Origin of the sequence: Microbacterium sp. LjRoot45 (assembly GCF_964253325.1) — a bacterium.
Classification (GTDB): Bacteria; Actinomycetota; Actinomycetes; order Actinomycetales; family Microbacteriaceae; genus Microbacterium.
The window spans coordinates 2,148,370-2,166,081 of record NZ_CAXUQM020000001.1 but is presented as its reverse complement, the minus strand read 5'-3'; the positions used below and the strand labels follow the sequence as shown (position 1 = coordinate 2,166,081).

The following is a 17,712-nucleotide window of genomic DNA, read 5'->3' as shown; positions in this document are numbered from 1 at the left end:
GTGACCTACGTCGGTCGCCGCGAGCGCAGAATCTGCTCGATCAGCGACTGTTCCTCCTCGAGCAGGCGCTGTCGCTCCGTGTAAGTGCCGTCGGGGTCGCTCCTCCGGTCAAACCTCTTCCAAAGTGCGTCCAGATTCTGACTACGCGCATGGAGCTCGTCGTCAGTCATCGCCGCTAGCTCTTCCTGCTTCGTCTTGGTCACGTCCCGAGCTTAAGGTGGTTCCCGCTCGCCGCGCGGCACCTGAACGGGCGTGCTTGCCGTGGTCCTGAAGCGGTCAGCGTTGGCCAGCATGTCCGTGCAGTCTGACAGCATTCGAGCATGGGGAACGGTAACGCAGCGAAGCTTCACCACTACGTGCCGCAGGGGTACCTGCGCGGCTTCGCGACTCAGCAAGATCGCATCACGGCTGTGCCCCTTGATCGCTCCCGAGCCCCGTTCACAACGGTGGTGAAAAACGTTGCGGCGCAGACACATTTCCACACGGTCCCGGGCGCTGAGGAGCCGGATGGCTTCGAGCGGATCCTGAGCTCCGTCGAAGGGGCGGCCATTGAAATCGTCCGGCGAATGGAAGGAGGGGAGTTCCCTCCTCGACAGAAGGACCGAGAGTCGTTGTCCTTCTATCTGGCACTTCAGGCGGTACGGGGGCCCGATACCCGGAGGACGATGGAACACCTGCAGGCGAAGATGGTGCGCTTCGAAGTAGGCGCCGGCGGGCGCGCGAATGTCAAACAGTGGATCAAGAGGAATCTCGGCTTTGATCCGACCGAGGAGCAGGCGCAGCGTATCTGGGACGAGGCAACTCAACCGGGTGGCCCGCCACTCACGATCCATGTGGTCGACCACATCAACCACATGATCGATACCGCCGGGCATCTCGCAAAGTATCTGATGACGCGCCCTTGGTCTCTCATTCGCTTCGCGAGGCGTTCGCTGATCACCTGCGATGCTCCGGTGAGCCTGATTAGGAACCCGCGGGACGACGACTTCTGGGCCGGCGTGGGCTTCGGTACCGCGTGGGGCATCTCAGTTCCACTCACTCGCAGGCTTGGTCTCCTCATGAGCGACCCCATGATCATGGTCGAAAGATTCGAGGTTGACGATCCGAGGATCCAGACGATCCGGACTGCGGTCGTCAGCGGGAAGGCTGACAACGTCCAACTGGGTACGACCGCAATGGAGAGATTGTTCAACGAGCACACTGCCGGGAGCGCGCGCGAGTACATCTATCACCATCCGGACGACGGCCAGTTTGTTCCAGATGAACTCCACGAGCCGACACTCATCAACATGGACGTGGGCGGCTTCATGGACACCGAGTTCGATGGCGAACCGTGGTTCGGTCGACGAGACACTCGGCAGACTCCTGTCGACAACTGATAGCCCCTGCGCCAGTCCCGTAAAGATCGATTCCCCGTCTTGTGAGCCACGTCCGGCTGATTGTCGTTCGAGCGGCGCGACAGCGATACTGGGCGTTCAAGCTAGACCCGTTGACGAGGCGATTCTGCGCCAACAGGACGAGACTTTCGATGGGTGGGGGCGGCTACGGTGATAGACAGTTGGGATGTTGGTCGAGAGGAGGTTGGACATGGGGGCTAAATACTGCTGCGGCCAGATCTATGAGGAGGGCGAGAAAGTGTGCGCTAGTTGTGGCGAGGATCTCTGACAATCTCGCACCATGACAAACCGTCCGGTGATGCGGCGACGTCGTGCCTAAGCGGCTTTCCGGAAGCCGGCTTGCTTCTGCCGGTGGCAATCACTGATGGATCACCGACCAGTGGGCAAGTTCGGCTTATGAGCTCGTCGGCGCGACAGACGATCGCAAAAGGGCATCGCGTCCTGTCAAATGGTGCTGAGTAAGCAACTCTTGTACCCGCTGCGCGTTCTTCCACCCATCACCGACACTCACGGCATCAGTAAACGCCTTCACGCGCGTTTTGAGGTCGTCAATACCAGCTGGAGTGAGGATCCGCGTCCCAGGCGGCGGCGTCCCTTCGATCAGATAGATCGATTCAGGGTGAACAAGAATCGGGATCGATGCATCGTTCGCGTTGTAGTTTGCCCGATGCCAGCTCCCGTGCCCTGAAAGCTGATCGAGTTCAGTCTTCTTCACTCGTAGATCTGCCCGCGTCACTCCAGTCTTCAGCTCTATCAGGAGCTGGAGGTCGTCCCGAACGGACCACAAGTTATCGGGACCGGTGCCATACACCTTGTCCGGGCGTTCGGATGCGAACCCGAGGTGAAGCCCCAAGGACTCGAACGCCGCCTCCGCGTCAGGCACCCGAGCAGGATCAGAGGTCATATCGCCCAGCATCAGTTGGAGGCCGAGGGCCAGCTCGACTCCCGTCGCGTACGTGTCGGTCAGGAAGACGCTCGCAGCTTGCGCCTGCTCCGCTGTCGCCCGAAGCCGCTGAACCGGCGGTGTCGACAGCGGAAGGAGCACGTTGATGTTGGCGAGGCGGGCTTCGCGGAGACTTGCCTGGGCGCCATCAGGATTCGTGGCGTGCTGGTAACGAGCGACCTCCTCCCGATACCAGCCAGCTTCATACGCGCTTCCTACAGTGGACAAGGCTCCGGCGACCTGGCTCGATGCCTCGAGCGTCTGGCCGGCTCGCGCAAGGTCAAACGCTTGCCGTCGTGCAACAGCAATCGGGGTGACATGCCCGTCGGAGTCATACTCAATCCCGGAGATGGCTTCGCTACTTACTTTCAACCATCCCGGATCGCGACGAAGGAAGAGCGCGAGCGCCTCGCGAATCGCATCGATTCCCTGGTCCTGCAGCTGGACCGCGACATCCTGACTCAGCCCGATCTGCGCCCGGGTTGCGGGGGAGTAAAGATCGCGATACTTGGGGTTCTTGAGGGTCATAGCCAAGTCAGCTCCCATCAACAAGACCGCGCAATGGTCCTCGGCATCGCGGATCCCACGCCCCATGCCCTGCTCGATCTTCTGAACCTGTCGTGCGGCGAACGTGGCTGTTCCTGCCAGAGCGCTTGCCTCCCTAGCCTCGCTTGGTGCGAGTGGGAACGGGACCCCGTCTATCACCAGTAATCGACAAGCATCCTTCGGAAGATCAACACCGTCGTACTTGTTCACGAGCACAACCACGCCGATTTGCTCGCCTCCCTTCAGGCGCTGCACCACTGCGTCGAGGTCTACTGGTAGCGCCGACTGTTGCTGAGTTGGCTATTCAGCGGCTTCCGACTCTTCTCCCAATGAATGGTGGGGAACTGATCACCAATGATTGATCAGCACTTGCTGTATAGTTCAGTACATGCTGACTATTGCTTCGCGCCTCGACGTCATGAACCGGCTCGGCCGGGCCATGGCGGACCCGACGCGCTCCCGGATCTTGATGACTCTGCTGAACGCCCCGAGCTATCCGGCCGTGCTCTCGCGCGAGCTGGAGCTGACCCGCTCGAACGTCTCGAACCACCTGACGTGCCTGCGTGACTGCGGGATCGTGGTCGCCGAGCCTGAGGGTCGCCAGACGCGCTACGAGATCGCTGACCCGCATCTTGCGGCTGCGCTCGTCGCGCTCGTGGATGTGACGCTGGCGGTCGATGAGCACGCGCCGTGTGTGGACTCGTCGTGCACGGTGCCGGGCTGCTGCGGTACAGGGGCGGACGCGTGAGCGCGGCGTGTAGCTGCGAGCACGAGCCTGCCACTGCGGCGGAGGATGAGACCGAAGAGGTGGAGCGGCCCTGGTGGAGGGACCGTGGGATCATGGTGCCGGTCTTCTCCGGTGTCGCGTTCCTGGCTGGTCTGATCCTTGAATGGTCCGGGCTCGAGATCCCGGCGCTCGTACTGTTCTGGATCGGCCTGCTGCTGGGCGCGTCGACGTTCACTCCTGGCGCGATTCGGAAGCTGTTCAAGGGCAAGCTCGGGATCGGGCTGCTGATGACGATCAGCGCGATCGGCGCGGTCATCCTCGGCTATGTGGAGGAGGCCGCTGCTCTGGCGTTCTTGTACTCGATTGCTGAGGCGCTTGAGGACAAGGCGATGGACCGTGCCCGTGGCGGCCTGCGGGCGCTGCTGAAGCTCGTGCCGGAGATGGCGACCGTGCTGCAGAGCGGCGTCTCTGCGCAGGTGCCGGCGAGGGAGTTGACGGTCGGCCAGGTCATGGTGGTCCGCCCGGGCGAACGGATCGCAACCGACGGGATCGTCCGCTCTGGCCGCTCAAGCCTGGACACCTCGGCGATCACCGGGGAGTCGATCCCCGTCGAGGTCGAGCCCGGGGACGCGGTGTCGGCCGGCGCGATTAACAGCTCCGGCGTGCTGGAGGTCGAGGCGACCGCGGCCGGTACCGATAACTCGCTTACGACGATCGTGGAGTTGGTCGAGAAAGCGCAGACGGAGAAGGGCGAGCGTGCGCGTCTCGCGGACCGGATCGCCCGCCCGCTCGTACCCGGTGTGCTGATTCTCGCAGCGCTCGTCGCGATCATTGGGTCACTGCTGGGCGACCCGGAGGTATGGATCACTCGTGCGCTCGTCGTGCTGGTAGCGGCCTCTCCGTGCGCGCTGGCGATCTCGGTGCCGTTGACGGTCGTTGCCGCGATCGGCGCGGCGAGCAAGTTCGGCGTGATCATCAAGTCCGGCGCGGTCTTCGAGCGCTTCGGCACGGTCCGGCACGTCGCGGTCGACAAGACCGGCACCCTGACCCGTAACGAGCCCGCGGTCACCGCGGTCCTCACTGCGAACGGCATTGCCGAGGAGCAGGCGCTGGCTTGGGCGGCGGCTCTGGAGCAGCACAGCACGCATCCCCTTGCGGCGGCGATCACCGCTGCAGCCCCGGGTGTTCCCGTGGCCGCGGATGTGACCGAGCAGGCCGGGCACGGCATCGACGGCACCGTCGATGGCGCTCGTATCACGGTCGGCAGCCCCCGCTGGCTCGACGCCGGCGAGCTCGGCGACCGGGTTGCAGGGCTTGAGGAGCAGGGCATGACTGTCGTGATCGTGCACCGCGACGAGGCACCGGTCGCGGCGATCGGCGTCCGCGACGAGCTGCGTCCGGAAGTCCCCGAGGTGGTCCGCACGCTTGCGGATCAGGGCGTCGGCATGACGATGCTCACCGGGGACAACGCCCGCACCGCTCGTGCGCTGGCTGCGCAGGCCGGGATCGCTGATGTGCGCGCGGAGCTGCGCCCTGAGGACAAGGCGGCCGCGATCGGCGAGTTGTCGAAGGCGGGATCGGTCGCGATGATCGGTGACGGCATCAACGACGCCCCGGCCCTGGCGTCCGCGGACATCGGCATCGCGATGGGAGCGACCGGCTCCGATGCGGCGATCGAGTCTGCGGACGTGGCCTTCACGGGTCATGATCTGCGGCTCATCCCGCGGGCGTTCGATCACGCGCGGCGGGGCCGGCGGATCATCAACCAGAACATCATCCTGTCCCTGCTGATCATCACCGCACTGCTCCCGCTCGCGCTCTTCGGGGTCCTGGGGCTCGCGGCTGTCGTCCTGGTCCACGAGGTCGCGGAGGTCATCGTGATCCTCAACGGCCTGCGCGCCGCACGCACCCGCACACCACGAATGGAAAGCTGATGCTCGCAACCATCGGGTCGGCGATCGGCCTGTTCGCGGCGACCAACATCGACGACATCGTCGTGCTCACCGTGCTGTTCCTCGCCTCCAGCCGGGGAAAGCCGCGACCGTGGCAGATCGTCGCAGGCCAGTACCTCGGGTTCATCACACTCGTCGTGATCAGCGTGATCGCCGCGCTCGGTCTCACGATCGTCCCGGACGAATGGGTCGGCTTCCTGGGTCTGATCCCGCTCGGCATCGGCATCTGGACGCTCATTCGCGGCCTGCGCCGTAACGGCGACAACGATGATGACGACTCCAAGATCACCGCGGTCGGACTATGGGGGGTCGCCGGGATCACGATCGCCAACGGGGCCGACAACATCTCCCTCTACACGCCGATCTTCCGCACCAGCTCGCCCGGCGACGTCGCGGTCATGATCGTCGTGTTCCTGATCCTCGTCGCCGTCTGGTGCGCTGCCGGGCGACTGATCGGCACCCACAAGGCCGTCACCGAAACGCTCGAACGTGTCGAGCACTGGCTCGTCCCCGTCGTGTTCATCGGCCTGGGCCTGTTCATCCTCATTGAATCCGGCGTTATCGTCCGTCTCTTCGAGGCCCTCGCATGACCCCGGACACGAATACCGACGTTGAGTCGGCATCGGCGTCGGGAGAGCGTCCGCAGAGAGGACGCTGGCGGCTCACTGCCTGGGCGCTTCTGATCGCCGTGGTCGTCGTCGTGATCGATCAGGGAACGAAAGTGTGGGCCGAGGCCACCCTGTCGGAGCACGAGCGCATCCCGCTGATCGGCGACCTGTTGGGCCTGCAGCTCGCGTACAACCCCGGCGCGGCGTTCTCCTTCGGGGAGAGCTTCACCTGGGTGTTCGCTCTCATCGCCGTCGCGGCCACGGCCACCGCGATCGTGTTCGCGTTCCGGGTCCGACGCCCCGGGTGGGCGATCGTGATCGGTGCGCTCGGCGGGGCCGCTGCTTCGCACGCCGGCGACCGGCTTTTCCGCCAACCAGGATTCGCCCGGGGGCACGTCGTCGACTTCCTCGCCTACGGCAACTGGTTCATCGGGAACCTCGCCGACATCGTGATCGTCACCGCTACGATTGCCGGAGCGCTCCTGATGCTCCGCGGCACCGAGAACTGAGAGGGCCAACCATGGAGATCACCCTGCAGTACTTCGACGGCTGCCCGAAGATCACGCTTTGATCCCGTCGGATCGTCCTGGTCAGCGGACTCGTTCCGGACCACAACAGTTCGACTTCCCGCGCGTCATGGCGCCGAGGGTGACTATCTCGTCTTGTCCACCTCGAACGGTTGCTCCGATGATGTCTCGTGGCCCTTCTTGCACCGATAGGTATCACGCACAACCTCCGCACCATCTTCCAGCGTCAACAGTTCGCTTTGCTCCTGGTAGGCGGGCCGTCCGCACGTCGAGCAATCGATGAACGCGCCGGTTGGCTTCTGGCGTCGGCGGGAACGACGCACCTCCCGCCTGCGGGCGCGGGCGTACTTGCGAAAGCTTGCCGCGTCCGCGCGGTTGGTGGCTCGCTGCTGCCCGGCGTTTAGCTCGCCATGCATGTACTCCGTCCACAGCTGTTCACGTCGGACGAGCCACCAGGTGACTAGGCGTAGGCGCCACAACGGCATGCGCCAACTTGCCTGAGCCCACAGTGCGATTGTGCGTTCCATGAGTCGTCCGAGCCTACGCAGTTGTGGCGGCGTGATTGTGCTGTAGATACCATTGCCGCCGAACCACTGGTCAGCGATCTGGCGTTCGGCAGATGCCTGCACGATCACAAGCGTGTACGCATATCGAGCGCCACGAGGGTCAATGACTCTCAGCGCCGGTTTGACTTCGGGTGCTTCCGGACGTGCGTAGATCTTCATCACGACGTCCTCGAGGTTCGCGTCACGGAACGCCATTGCGTCGACGGCCCACTCGGTGCGAGCTTCTCGTAGGGCGCGCATCGACTCCGCGCGACGACCAAACGCATGGTTCAACCCTGCGCCAGCAAGTGCTGCCAGCGCGATAGATACCAATGACCAGGGAAGTTCGGCAGCGTCCACATGCCGCACGCTAGCGCAATCTATCCGAGCGACACCGGACGTCCGGTGATGATCTCGCTAAGTCAGGTCTGCCATTCTCGGTGCACCGCGACTCCCACCAGAGCCTCTCGGTCCTGGGCCTCGTTCGGCAGGGGCCATCACTGTGCCCGCTCTACAGGAAAAGCAGGAACCGTCTACAGGAAACGCAGGAACCCCGGATGCCCGCGATCCGCACCAGGACAGGTTCTGCTAACAGCCCACTCTCGGGCCGTTGGCAATACTGATTGCAAAACCGCCGGAAACGAAGACGGGCACTCGCATCGCGCGGGTGCCCGTTGTCGGTGTGAACGACTCGACACTGTCCCCGCCCCGAGTCCGGACGGCTGATCCGGCGCGAATCTCGGGGATAGTGTCGTATCCGGGCGTTGCCGTTCGTGGTTCCTGTGAGCGTCCCTTTCGGATGCCCACACGGAATGCCGCGATCGATGCGGCTTCGTTCGACGAGAGGAATCCCACCATGCCCCGATATCTCATCGCCTTCAATGACGAGTGGGTGCCAGCCCAGACGCCCGAGGAGCTCACTCGCAAGAGCGAAGCGTCCCACGCGCTGCTCGAGGACATGAAGGCGGCCGGCGTGTTCGTCTTCGCCGACGGCGGCATCGATGCGTCGACCGCGATCTTCAGCGTGGTCAACGACGGCGGGTCGCCCGCCTTCACCGATGGCCCCTTCGTCGAATCGAAGGAGCACTTGGGCGGCTTCACGGTGATCGAGGCGGCCGATGACGATGCCGCGCGTCACTGGGCCGGCCGGATGGCGGTCTCCCTCGACTGGCCGCAAGAGGTGCATCGGTTCCCGTCGGGCGTGGACGAGATCATCGAGCGGCAGTTGCCCGAGCGGGACTGACGCGAGCCGTGTGCACGTGACCGATCCCCGTGTGACGGAGGCGATCACCCGCGCGTACCAGGATGAGTGGGCGCGGGTGGTCGCCGGCCTCGTACGCCGTTTCGGCAGCCTCGACCTTGCTGAGGATGCCGCGGGCGAGGCATTCGTCACGGCGCTGGAGCGATGGACGCTCGACGGCGTCCCGCCCAATCCCGGGGCATGGCTCACCACGACCGCGGCGCGTAAGGCGATCGACCGCCTACGGCGCGAGTCCCATCGCGACGGTAAGCAGCTGGCGGCGCAGCTCATGCGCGACGACACATCTCCCGAACCGACCGGGTCGGTCGACGACGACAGGCTCAGGCTGATCTTCATCTGCTGTCATCCGATGCTCGCCATGCCGGCGCGGGTGGCGCTGACCCTGCGCCTCCTCGGAGGGCTCACCGTCCCTCAGATCGCTCACGCGTTCCTCGTCCCGGAGACGACGATCGCGCGGCGCATCACCCGCGCCAAGGCCAGGATCGCCGCGGCGGACGTGCCCTATCGGATGCCGACGCAGGACGACGTGCGAGAACGGCTTCCGGGGGTGCTCGCGGTGCTGTATCTCGTGTTCAACGAGGGATATCTCGCCACGGGTGGCACGGACCCGGTGCGCGCCGACCTCAGCGACGAGGCGATCCGGCTCTGTCGGCTCCTGCGCGAGCTCCTCCCCGACGAGGGCGAGGTGTCGGGCCTCCTTGCGCTGATGCTGCTCACCGAGGCTCGCCGGACCGCCCGGGTGTCGCGCGCGGGCGAGCTCGTGACTCTCGACGAGCAGGACCGGGCGGCGTGGGACCGGACCATGATCGCGGAGGGGCACCTGCTCGTCCGCGAGCGGATCGCCCGGGTCGCCGCCGGGACGGCCTCACCGGGCCGCTATCAGCTGCTCGCCGCGATCAGCGCTGTGCACACCTACGCGCCCTCTGCGCGCGATACGGACTGGCCTCAGATCGTGACGCTCTACGACCGACTGATGGTTGTCGACTCGTCGGCGATCGTGAGACTCAATCGCGCCATCGCCGTCGCGGAGGTGGATGGAGCGGACCTCGCGCTCGCCGACCTCGCGCGTATCGCCGACGCGCTCGACGATTACCATGCCTTCCACGCGGCGCGGGCCGACCTGCTGCGGCGCGTGGGACGAAGCGTCGAGGCGCGAGCCGCGTACGACGCCGCCATCCGTCTCGCCGGCAACTCGGCCGAGGGCGCGTACCTACGACGCCGGCGCGATCAGCTCGTCGGGGGTGACCCCGCGCCGCCCGCTCGTTGAGACGCCGCCGCATGCGGGGCCGCGCGATCGACGCGGCGACCGTGCTCAGGCGAGAACGACGCGGCGACCGGGCGCCCCGAGCTTCGCTATCGGAAACCTCACGCGGTGGCAAGCCTCTGCCGAACGCGGCGAGACGCGGTGAGACTCGGCGGGTGAACCCCATGCCGAGAGATTCGTCGACGACCCCGCTCCTGAGCGAGGCGCCGTTCGCCCCGGAGCTCAGGTCGGCGCTCGCCGACGCGGATGCCATCGACGGATTCGGCACCGATGTCGACGCCACGCTCGCGTGGGCGGTTGCTGTCGGTGCCGTCCGGGGAGCGGAGCGCTCCCTGGGGGAGGACTGGTCCCTGCTGGCGGCGGTCGCCCGCAGAGACGTCGCGGCGGCCCGCATCCTCGAGCCGCACCTCGATGCCCTCACCATCCTGGAACAGGCGCGACGCGACGGTGCAGCGGTCGACCTGTCGTCGATCGCCGACGGTCCTGACTCATCGTGGGGTGTATTCGCTGCCGAGGGTGCAGGGATGCGGCTGGAAGCGCGGGCGGATGCCGGCGGTTGGCGCCTCGACGGAACCAAGCCGTGGTGCTCGCTCGCGCAGCACGTGAGCCACGCGCTCGTCACAGCGTGGGTCGGCGACGAGCGTCGCCTGTTCGCCGTCGCGCTGCAAGCCCCCGGCGTCCGACCTCGATCGGGGCCGTGGTTCGCGCGGGGACTGAGTCACGTCGTCAGCGCGCCGGTGGACTTCACGTCGGTCCCGGCGGTGCCCGTCGGCGAGCCGGGCTGGTACCTTCGCCGACCCGGCTTCGCCGCGGGCGGCATCGGGGTGGCGGCGTGCTGGTGGGGCGCGGCCCTCCCGCTTCGCGACGCCCTGCTCGACGCGGCGCGGCGTGACGGCGCCGATCAGCTGTCGCGTCTGCACCTCGGGCGCGTCGACACGGCGCTGTGGGCCGCGCGGCTGGCGCTGCAGTCCGCCGCCCGCGAGATGGACGGGATCGACGCGGCATCCGAGGGGCCGGCCTTTCCGGGCACGCTCGCGGCGCGCGTCCGGGCGGTCGTCGCCGACGCGGTCGAGAGGACACTGGCCGAGGCTGCCCGCGCGCTCGGCCCGCTGCCCCTGGTCGCGGACGAGGCGCACGCGCGGCGGGTCGCCGACCTGGAACTGTATCTGCGTCAGCATCACGGCGAGCGGGACGTGGCTCGGATCGGCGTCGACATCAGCGAGGGGCGGGGCGCGTGGTGAGTTTCAGCCACCGCGACCCCGGAACGGCCGAGGGCGTGTGGGCTGCGGCTTTTAGGGCACAGGCGCTGCCGGATCTCCGGCAGGATGCCGATCACGTGATCGTGGTCGCGGCACACCCCGACGATGAGACTCTCGGTGCGGCGGGGCTGATGTCGCTCGCCGCTCGTCGCGGCGCGAGAGTGACGGTGCTCGTCGCGACCGACGGGGAGGGGTCGCATCCCGAATCGCCGTCGCACGCGCCCGCCGAGCTGGCTGCGCTGCGGCGCCGGGAAGCGACTGCGGCCATGGGGCACCTGCATTCCTCGATCGAGCTCCGCTTCCTCGGCATCCCGGACGGCGGCACCGACGGTCACCGGGACGAGATCGCCACTGCGCTTCGCGCCGTCCTGATGGATGCCGGTTCCCGCCTCGTCGTGTCGCCCTGGCAGGGGGATGGGCACCGCGACCACCGCGTCGTCGGCGAAGTGGCCGCCGAGGTGTGCCGGGACCTCGGCATCCCGTGGCGGGGCTATCCGATCTGGCTGTGGCACTGGGGCTCAGCCGAGGACGTGCCGTGGGGTGATCTCGAGGTCGTCCGGCTCGACGCCGCGGCCGTCGACGCCAAGCGCGTCGCGACGCGGCATCACCGCAGCCAGATCGCCGCGCTCTCACCAGCGCCGGGCGACGAGGTGATGCTCCATGACGGCATGCAGGCGCACTTCGATCGGGCGTTCGAGGTCTTCGTGCGCCCCGCCGAGGAACCCGAGAGTCTCGGGGAGGGGTTCTTCGAGGAGTTCTACGGGCGGAACGGAGACGACCCGTGGGGGTTCGAGTCGCGGTGGTACGAGCTGCGGAAGCGCGCCGTCACCATGGCGAGCCTGCCCCGCGCCCGGTACGCCTCCGCACTCGAGCTCGGTTGCTCCACCGGGGTGCTGACCGAGCTCCTGGCAGAACGATGCGATGCCGTCCACGCCGTCGATATCGCCACCGCGCCGCTCGCGATCGCGAAAGAGCGGATCGGCGAGAGGACGGGCGTCGGATTCGAGCGCCTCGCGCTGCCCGGCGAGTGGCCTTCCGGCACGTTCGACCTCGTCGTCCTCTCCGAGGTCGGCTACTACTGGAGCAGCGTCGACCTGACCGTCGCGGTCGAACGGATGCACCGTGCGCTCACGCCTGACGGGCATCTGATCGCGTGCCACTGGCGGCATCCGGTCGCCGAGTATCCGCAGACCGGGGACGACGTCCACGCGGTGTTCCGCTCCTCGAGCCGCCTCGTCCGAATCGTCGCGCACGAGGAAGAGGACTTCGTGCTCGAGGTCTACGGGCTCGACCACGCGCGATCGGTTGCGGCCGAGACGGGCCTGATCGCATGAGTGCCGTCTCCGGCGACGACATCGTTGCCGCCGCCGTCGTGATCCCCGTGCACAACGAGGCCGCGCTGCTGAACGATTGCCTCGCCGCACTGTGCGCCGCGCTCGAGCACACCGGGCGGACGCACCCGCACGTCCGCGTCTGCGCCGTCGTCGTCCTCGATGCGTGCACGGACGCGTCCGAAGGCATCGCGCGATCCTGGCCGCTGCGCACGCTCCGCATCGACGCCCGCAACGTGGGGACCGCCCGGCGTGTCGGTATGACCGCGGCGCTCACTGCGCTGGGGGAGGTGCCGTCGCGAGGGATCTGGGTCTGCACGACCGACGGGGACTCCACGGTCCCGCCCACCTGGCTCAGTCATCAGCTCGAGCTCCGAGCGGCGGGAGCGGACGTCGTGCTCGGCACGGTTCGTCCCGACTTCGCCGACCTCACCGCGGAGCATGCCGAGCACTGGCTGGCGACGCACCCTCGCGGGCGCCCGGTCGGTAACGTCCACGGCGCGAACCTCGGCCTCCGCGCCGACGTCTACACGAGGATCGGTGGGTTCGCGGATCTCGATCAACACGAGGACGTCGAGCTCGTTCGTGCCGCTCGCGCTCTGGGCGCGCGGGTGGTCGCGACCGACGAGAACGAGGTGGTCACGTCCGGTCGGTTCTGGGGCAGGACTCCGGGCGGGTATGCCGCATTCGTTCGCGCGACGCACGAGAGAATCGCCGGTTCGGCGCGATCGTAGACGCCTCATCCTGCTGCCTCGCCGCGTTCACCCGCGCCGCTTTGCGGATGCCAGGTCGCGCGACCCGCAAGCCGACGCGGGCGAACCACGCCCGACCGGCGGGCGACCCGCTGTGGACGCGACTACGCCTGGCGGGTGGCCCAGACGTCGAGGGCTGCCGTGCGCGCGGCATCGGCGGCCGCCGAGACGGCGCCGGTGACCACGACGTCGGCGCCGAGGGGCGAGATCACCAGCTCGGGCGCCGGAAGGTGCAGGTCGGTGGGAAGGGCGAGCCGGGCCGCGTCGACGACGTCGGCCACTCCGGCGGCGATCGCCCCCGACACCACGACGCGCCGCGGGTCGAACATGCTCCCGAGCACGCTCACGATGCGGGCGAGCACCGCGCCGACGCGCTCCGCGATCGCCTGCGCATCCGGGTCGCCCGCGGCGGCCGCTTCCAGCACCCGCCGCCCGTCGAGGTCGTCCGCGGCGAGCCCCGCCAGCGCCCCGCCCGGGGTGAGGCGCCCCTCGGCGACGGCGGCGCGCGCCCAGGTGGCCGCCATGGCGCCGAGCCCGTACGCGGAGCCGACGCCTTCGACGTGATCGAACGCGACCATCTCTCCCACCCCGCCGTGCGCGCCGCGCAGCAGGCGGCCGTCGACGACGACGCCGGCACCGAGCCGGTCGCCCGCGAGGAGGGTGACGTAGTCGGCGCATCCCGCCGCCGCCCCCACGGCGCCCTCCGCGACGGCCGCGAGCGACGCGTCGTTGTCGATGCGGACCAGCGGCGCCCACGCGAGCGCCTCCGCCAAGTCGGGGTTCATCCGCTCCCAGAACCCGTCCGGATGCCGGGGCGAGCGGCCTGTGGCATCCACGGGGGCGGGAACGCCGACCGCGATGGCCAGCACGTCGCCGCGTGATCTCCCCGCCCGCCGGAGGGCCTCGTCGACGGTTCCGAGCACCGCGCGGCGCCGGTCGTCGGGCCCCTCGGCATCGATCTGGTGGGTGGTCCGGTGGGAGGCGAGGGAGTGGGAGCGCAGGTCGGTGACCGTCGCGGTGATGTGCGTGTGTCCTGCGTCCACACCGAGGAGGACGGCGGCATCCGCGTGGAGAGCGAATCGGCGGGCCGGGCGTCCCTTGCGGTAGTCGCCGGCGAGGCGCGCGTTGGGCAGCTCTTCGAGCAGGCCCATCTCCGCCAGCGTATCCATCGCCTCGATCGCCGTGGAGCGGGTGAGTCCGGTGGCGGCCATGACGTCGGAGGCCGTGAACTCGCGCGCGCCCCAGGCGTGGTCGAGCACGGCGTCGAGGCTGGCGGGCCGGGCCGAAGTGGTTCCGAGGGCGATCGACAAGGGTATTGACCTTCGCTTTCGTTCCCTGCAATACTGCCGTGTACACATTGATTTGGCGAGTAAATCTAGTACTGATTCAAATATCCGCGACGGTGCGGTGAGAGACGAGGATGTCGATGTCACACCACAGAAGGACCCGCCTGCTGGCCACGGGGGCGCTGATCGTGCTGGCCGGAGGGATGCTGGCGGGCTGCTCGAACGACGGACGCGAGACCATCCGCTTCACCTTCAGCAAGCGGGAGGCGCTCGACTTCATGAACAAGACGGTCGCCGACTACAACGCCTCGCAGGACCAGGTGACCGTGGAGATGGACACCTCGGGCGTCGACGTCGTCTCCGCCAGCTTCGTGCGCGGCAACCCGCCCGACCTCATGCTCGCCAACTACAACTACGAGGTCGCCCGGTTCGTGCAGCGCTGTGCCCTCAGCGACCTGTCGAGCACGGATGCCGCCGCGAGCGTGCGCGACGACCTGCAGCCGTTGATGGACCAGTACGGCACGTGCGAGGGGACGGTCAGCGCCCTCCCGTACTCCGTGATGGCGTCGTCGGTGATCTACAACCCCCAGATCTTCGAGGAGCAGGGGGTGGAGGTCCCCACGACCTGGGACGAGCTGATCGAGGTCTGCACGACGCTGCAGGATGCCGGGATCACGCCGTTCTACGCGACCTTCAAGGACGACTGGACCGTCGGCCAGGGCTGGTACGACTACGCGGTCGGCGGGTCGGTGCCGGTCATCGACTTCTTCGACCGGTTGGCGGCCGAAGGTGCCGACGTCGGGCCCGACTCGGACGTCTCGTTCGAGAAGGACTTCTCCTCGCCCATCGATCGCATGCTCGAGCTCGCCACCGAGTACGTCAACGACGACGCTCCCAGCCGGGCGTACGGCGACGGCAACCTCGCCTTCGCCCGCGGCGAGGCCGCGATGTACCTCCAGGGGCCGTGGGCGTTCGCCGAGATCGCCAAGATCGATCCGGATCTCGAGCTCGGCACATTCCCGCTCCCGATGACGGAGGATGCCGGCGACCTCGCCGTCCGGGTGAACATGGACCTCGCGGCCATGATCCCCGAGGCATCGCGGCACAAGGACGCCGCCCGCGACTTCCTGGAGTACCTGTACCAGCCGGAGATCATCGACGCGTACAACGCCTTGCAGCTGGGCTTCTCGCCGCTGACCGACGCCGCTCCGCCCGACGACCCTCGCGTGGCGGGCATGCAGGAGTACTACGCCGACGGGAAGGTCTACCAGGGGCCGTCGGTGCTCGTTCCCAAGACGATCCCCGTCTTCAACTACGCACAGGCCATGGTGCTCGGAGCGGCGCCGTCGTCGATCCTTCGCACGATGGATCAGGACTGGTCGCGTCTCGCGTTCCGTCAGCCCGTGCCGTCTTCCGCAGAGTCGAAGGAGACCTCGAGATGACCGCCACCCGCACGATCGTCACGGAGGGAACGGGACGCGCGTCTCGTGACCTCGCCCACCGCAAGCGTCGGGTGGAACCGATCTACTACCTGTTCCTGCTGCCGAGCCTGGTGCTGTTCACACTCGCCATCACGGTGCCCGGGGTGATCGGGATCTTCTTCAGCTTCACCGACTCCATCGGCATCGGCGACTGGAACTTCATCGGCTTCACCAACTACATCGCCCTGTTCAGCGACCCCGCGATCCTGCAGAGCTACCTGTTCACGTTCGGCTTCGCGATCGCGACGGTGATCGTGGTGAACGTCATCGCCTTCCTCCTGGCGGTGGCGCTCACCGCCCGCATCCGCTTCAAGACCGGTCTGCGCACGGTGTTCGTGATCCCGATGGTGATCTCGGGCATCATCATCGCCTACGTCTTCAACTTCCTCTTCTCCAACTCGGTGCCGGCGTTCGGCTCCGCGGTGGGGGTGTCGTGGCTGGAGACGAGCCTGCTCGCCAACGCCGACCTCGCGTGGATCGCGATCGTCGTCGTCACGGCGTGGCAGGCCATCCCGGGGACGCTGCTCATCTACATCGCGGGTCTGCTCTCCGTCCCGGGCGACGTGTACGAGGCGGCCGACCTCGACGGTGCGAGCAAGAGCCAGCAGCTCGTGCGGATCACCCTCCCGCTCGTCGCCGGCTACGTCGTGATCAACGTCATCCTCGGCTTCAAGGGCTTCCTCAACGCCTACGACATCATCGTCGGTCTCACCAACGGCGGCCCCGGAACGGCCACCCGCAGCATCGCGATGACGATCATCGCGGGCTTCAACGGCGGCGACTACGCCTATCAGATGGCCAACGCGACGATCTTCTTCATCGTGGCCGTCGTCATCTCCGTGCTCCAACTCTCGCTCACGCGCGGAAGGAACCAGCTGTCATGACCACCTCCACGAGTCAGCCCGCTCTGGCGTTCGAACAGGCCGAGATCTCGGTGCCTTCCACGCGCTCCCGCGTCAGGAAGCCCCGCATGGAGCGGGTGAACTGGTCGGCGACGATCATCCTGATGCTGTGCGCGGTCACGGTGCTCCTGCCGCTGTACGTCACGATCTCGATGTCGCTCAAGACGAGCGCTCAAGCCGTCGACGGCAACGCGTTCTCCCTGCCGGCCCCGTTCAGCTTCGACGGTTTCGTGCAGGCATGGACGCTCACGAAGTTCCCCGTCGGCGCGGCGATCTCCCTGCTCGTGACCGCCGGCACCGTCGCCGCAACCATCGTGCTCGCCGCCTTCGCGTCGTACGCCATCGTGCGCAACTGGGAGCGGCGTCTCTTCCGCTACTCGTTCTTCTACCTGCTCGCGGCGATGTTCATCCCGTTCCCCGTGGTGGCGCTGCCGCAGATCCAGCTGACGGGTCGCGTCGGACTCGACAACCCCTTCGGCGTCATCATCCTCGCCACCATGTTCCAGCTGAGCTTCAGCGTGCTGCTGTTCACCGCATTCCTGCGCTCGATCCCGATCGAACTGGAGGAGAGCGCGCGCATCGACGGGGCGAGCACCTGGCAGACCTTCTGGCGGCTGATCTTCCCGCTGCTGGCTCCCATGAGCGCCACGGTCGGCATCTTCGCCTTCCTCTACGCGTGGAACGACTTCATGATGCCGTCGCTGATCATCTCCGACCCCACGCTGCAGACCTTGCCGGTTCGCCAGAACCTCTTCCAGACGCAGTTCAGCAACAACTACAACGTCTCGTTCGCCTCGTACCTCATGGCGATGGCGCCGGCCCTGATCGCATACCTCTTCACCCAGCGATGGGTGATGGAGGGCGTCACCCAGGGCGCCGTCAAGGGCTGACGGCATCCCGCGACCTCCCCGACCACCCGCACCGCAGAAAG

Annotated in this window: 17 protein-coding genes; 13 read left to right on the top strand and 4 right to left on the bottom strand. The window is 67.2% G+C overall.

The annotated features are described in order from the left end of the window. Positions 1–5: 5 nt before the first annotated feature. A complete protein-coding gene (locus ACSQ18_RS10245; protein WP_436037189.1) occupies positions 6–203 on the bottom strand; it encodes a hypothetical protein in 198 nt (65 codons plus the stop codon). 117 nt (positions 204–320) lie between these two features. Between ACSQ18_RS10245 and ACSQ18_RS10240 the strand changes: the two genes are divergently transcribed. Continuing rightward, positions 321–1,379, top strand: coding sequence for a DUF4238 domain-containing protein (locus tag ACSQ18_RS10240; protein ID WP_436037187.1), 1,059 nt, complete (start codon positions 321–323; stop codon positions 1,377–1,379). A gap of 412 nt (positions 1,380–1,791) precedes the next feature. Here ACSQ18_RS10240 and ACSQ18_RS10235 read toward each other — a convergent pair whose 3' ends face one another. Continuing rightward, positions 1,792–3,144 carry a helicase C-terminal domain-containing protein gene (locus ACSQ18_RS10235; protein WP_436037185.1) on the bottom strand — a complete coding sequence of 451 codons (1,353 nt, stop codon included), beginning with the start codon at positions 3,142–3,144 and terminating at the stop codon, positions 1,792–1,794. 130 nt (positions 3,145–3,274) lie between these two features. Between ACSQ18_RS10235 and cmtR the strand changes: the two genes are divergently transcribed. Genes cmtR through ACSQ18_RS10215 form a run of 4 tightly spaced genes read left to right on the top strand, consistent with a single transcriptional unit; the run spans position 3,275 to position 6,682 of the window. Next, positions 3,275–3,634 (top strand): Cd(II)/Pb(II)-sensing metalloregulatory transcriptional regulator CmtR, encoded by a 360-nt coding sequence (gene cmtR, locus ACSQ18_RS10230; RefSeq protein WP_036297877.1) that lies wholly within the window; start codon positions 3,275–3,277, stop codon positions 3,632–3,634. Then, on the top strand, positions 3,631–5,547 hold the full coding sequence (locus ACSQ18_RS10225) for a heavy metal translocating P-type ATPase (RefSeq protein WP_436037183.1): 1,917 nt from the start codon (positions 3,631–3,633) through the stop codon (positions 5,545–5,547). Before cmtR ends, ACSQ18_RS10225 begins: the two co-directional genes overlap by 4 nt. After that, positions 5,547–6,155 (top strand): cadmium resistance transporter, encoded by a 609-nt coding sequence (locus ACSQ18_RS10220; protein WP_436037182.1) that lies wholly within the window; start codon positions 5,547–5,549, stop codon positions 6,153–6,155. The genes ACSQ18_RS10225 and ACSQ18_RS10220 overlap by 1 nt, the downstream gene beginning before the upstream one ends. Beyond that, positions 6,152–6,682 (top strand): signal peptidase II, encoded by a 531-nt coding sequence (locus ACSQ18_RS10215; RefSeq protein WP_036297873.1) that lies wholly within the window; start codon positions 6,152–6,154, stop codon positions 6,680–6,682. The genes ACSQ18_RS10220 and ACSQ18_RS10215 overlap by 4 nt, the downstream gene beginning before the upstream one ends. Before the next feature lie 143 nt (positions 6,683–6,825). Here the strand turns inward: ACSQ18_RS10215 and ACSQ18_RS10210 are convergent, their stop codons facing one another. Further along, entirely contained in the window at positions 6,826–7,605 is a 780-nt protein-coding gene (locus ACSQ18_RS10210) for a hypothetical protein (protein ID WP_436037180.1), read from the bottom strand. Positions 7,606–8,101: 496 nt separating this feature from the next. Here ACSQ18_RS10210 and ACSQ18_RS10205 point away from each other — a divergent pair, with 496 nt between their 5' ends. The 5 genes from ACSQ18_RS10205 (at position 8,102) to ACSQ18_RS10185 (ending at position 13,094) form a co-directional block, all read left to right on the top strand. Beyond that, the gene (locus ACSQ18_RS10205; RefSeq protein ID WP_436037178.1) at positions 8,102–8,488 is read left to right on the top strand and encodes a YciI family protein; all 387 of its coding nucleotides are present in this window, start codon (positions 8,102–8,104) and stop codon (positions 8,486–8,488) included. 16 nt (positions 8,489–8,504) lie between these two features. After that, positions 8,505–9,773 (top strand): RNA polymerase sigma factor, encoded by a 1,269-nt coding sequence (locus tag ACSQ18_RS10200; protein WP_436037177.1) that lies wholly within the window; start codon positions 8,505–8,507, stop codon positions 9,771–9,773. Between the two features lie 161 nt (positions 9,774–9,934). Continuing rightward, a complete protein-coding gene (locus tag ACSQ18_RS10195) occupies positions 9,935–11,011 on the top strand; it encodes an acyl-CoA dehydrogenase (protein WP_436038427.1) in 1,077 nt (358 codons plus the stop codon). Continuing rightward, positions 11,005–12,363, top strand: a complete 1,359-nt coding sequence (locus tag ACSQ18_RS10190) for a PIG-L family deacetylase (protein WP_436037176.1) — start codon at positions 11,005–11,007, stop codon at positions 12,361–12,363. Before ACSQ18_RS10195 ends, ACSQ18_RS10190 begins: the two co-directional genes overlap by 7 nt. Continuing rightward, complete coding sequence (locus tag ACSQ18_RS10185; protein WP_436037175.1) at positions 12,360–13,094, top strand: glycosyltransferase; 735 nt, start codon at positions 12,360–12,362, stop codon at positions 13,092–13,094. Before ACSQ18_RS10190 ends, ACSQ18_RS10185 begins: the two co-directional genes overlap by 4 nt. A 122-nt stretch (positions 13,095–13,216) precedes the next feature. On the opposite strand, the gene ACSQ18_RS10180 is transcribed toward ACSQ18_RS10185, so the two are convergent. Next, positions 13,217–14,371 (bottom strand): ROK family protein, encoded by a 1,155-nt coding sequence (locus ACSQ18_RS10180; RefSeq protein ID WP_436037174.1) that lies wholly within the window; start codon positions 14,369–14,371, stop codon positions 13,217–13,219. 161 nt (positions 14,372–14,532) lie between these two features. Here ACSQ18_RS10180 and ACSQ18_RS10175 point away from each other — a divergent pair, with 161 nt between their 5' ends. From ACSQ18_RS10175 to ACSQ18_RS10165, 3 genes are read left to right on the top strand one after another with little or no spacing between them, the layout of a single operon-like run. After that, positions 14,533–15,840, top strand: coding sequence for an ABC transporter substrate-binding protein (locus ACSQ18_RS10175; RefSeq protein WP_436037173.1), 1,308 nt, complete (start codon positions 14,533–14,535; stop codon positions 15,838–15,840). Then, positions 15,837–16,763, top strand: a complete 927-nt coding sequence (locus tag ACSQ18_RS10170) for a carbohydrate ABC transporter permease (RefSeq protein ID WP_436037171.1) — start codon at positions 15,837–15,839, stop codon at positions 16,761–16,763. The genes ACSQ18_RS10175 and ACSQ18_RS10170 overlap by 4 nt, the downstream gene beginning before the upstream one ends. Then, complete coding sequence (locus ACSQ18_RS10165) at positions 16,760–17,671, top strand: carbohydrate ABC transporter permease (protein ID WP_436037169.1); 912 nt, start codon at positions 16,760–16,762, stop codon at positions 17,669–17,671. The genes ACSQ18_RS10170 and ACSQ18_RS10165 overlap by 4 nt, the downstream gene beginning before the upstream one ends. Positions 17,672–17,712: the final 41 nt, after the last annotated feature.

Bases quoted from the DNA above. Each gene is read 5' to 3' on its own strand.
- ACSQ18_RS10215 (WP_036297873.1), top strand. From the start codon at position 6,152: ATGACCCCGGACACGAATACCGACGTTGAGTCGGCATCGGCGTCGGGA.
- ACSQ18_RS10165 (WP_436037169.1), top strand. From the start codon at position 16,760: ATGACCACCTCCACGAGTCAGCCCGCTCTGGCGTTCGAACAGGCCGAG.
- ACSQ18_RS10240 (WP_436037187.1), top strand. From the start codon at position 321: ATGGGGAACGGTAACGCAGCGAAGCTTCACCACTACGTGCCGCAGGGG.
- cmtR (WP_036297877.1), top strand. From the start codon at position 3,275: ATGCTGACTATTGCTTCGCGCCTCGACGTCATGAACCGGCTCGGCCGG.
- ACSQ18_RS10195 (WP_436038427.1), top strand. From the start codon at position 9,935: ATGCCGAGAGATTCGTCGACGACCCCGCTCCTGAGCGAGGCGCCGTTC.
- ACSQ18_RS10185 (WP_436037175.1), top strand. From the start codon at position 12,360: ATGAGTGCCGTCTCCGGCGACGACATCGTTGCCGCCGCCGTCGTGATC.
- ACSQ18_RS10220 (WP_436037182.1), top strand. From the start codon at position 5,547: ATGCTCGCAACCATCGGGTCGGCGATCGGCCTGTTCGCGGCGACCAAC.
- ACSQ18_RS10205 (WP_436037178.1), top strand. From the start codon at position 8,102: ATGCCCCGATATCTCATCGCCTTCAATGACGAGTGGGTGCCAGCCCAG.
- ACSQ18_RS10170 (WP_436037171.1), top strand. From the start codon at position 15,837: ATGACCGCCACCCGCACGATCGTCACGGAGGGAACGGGACGCGCGTCT.
- ACSQ18_RS10175 (WP_436037173.1), top strand. From the start codon at position 14,533: ATGTCGATGTCACACCACAGAAGGACCCGCCTGCTGGCCACGGGGGCG.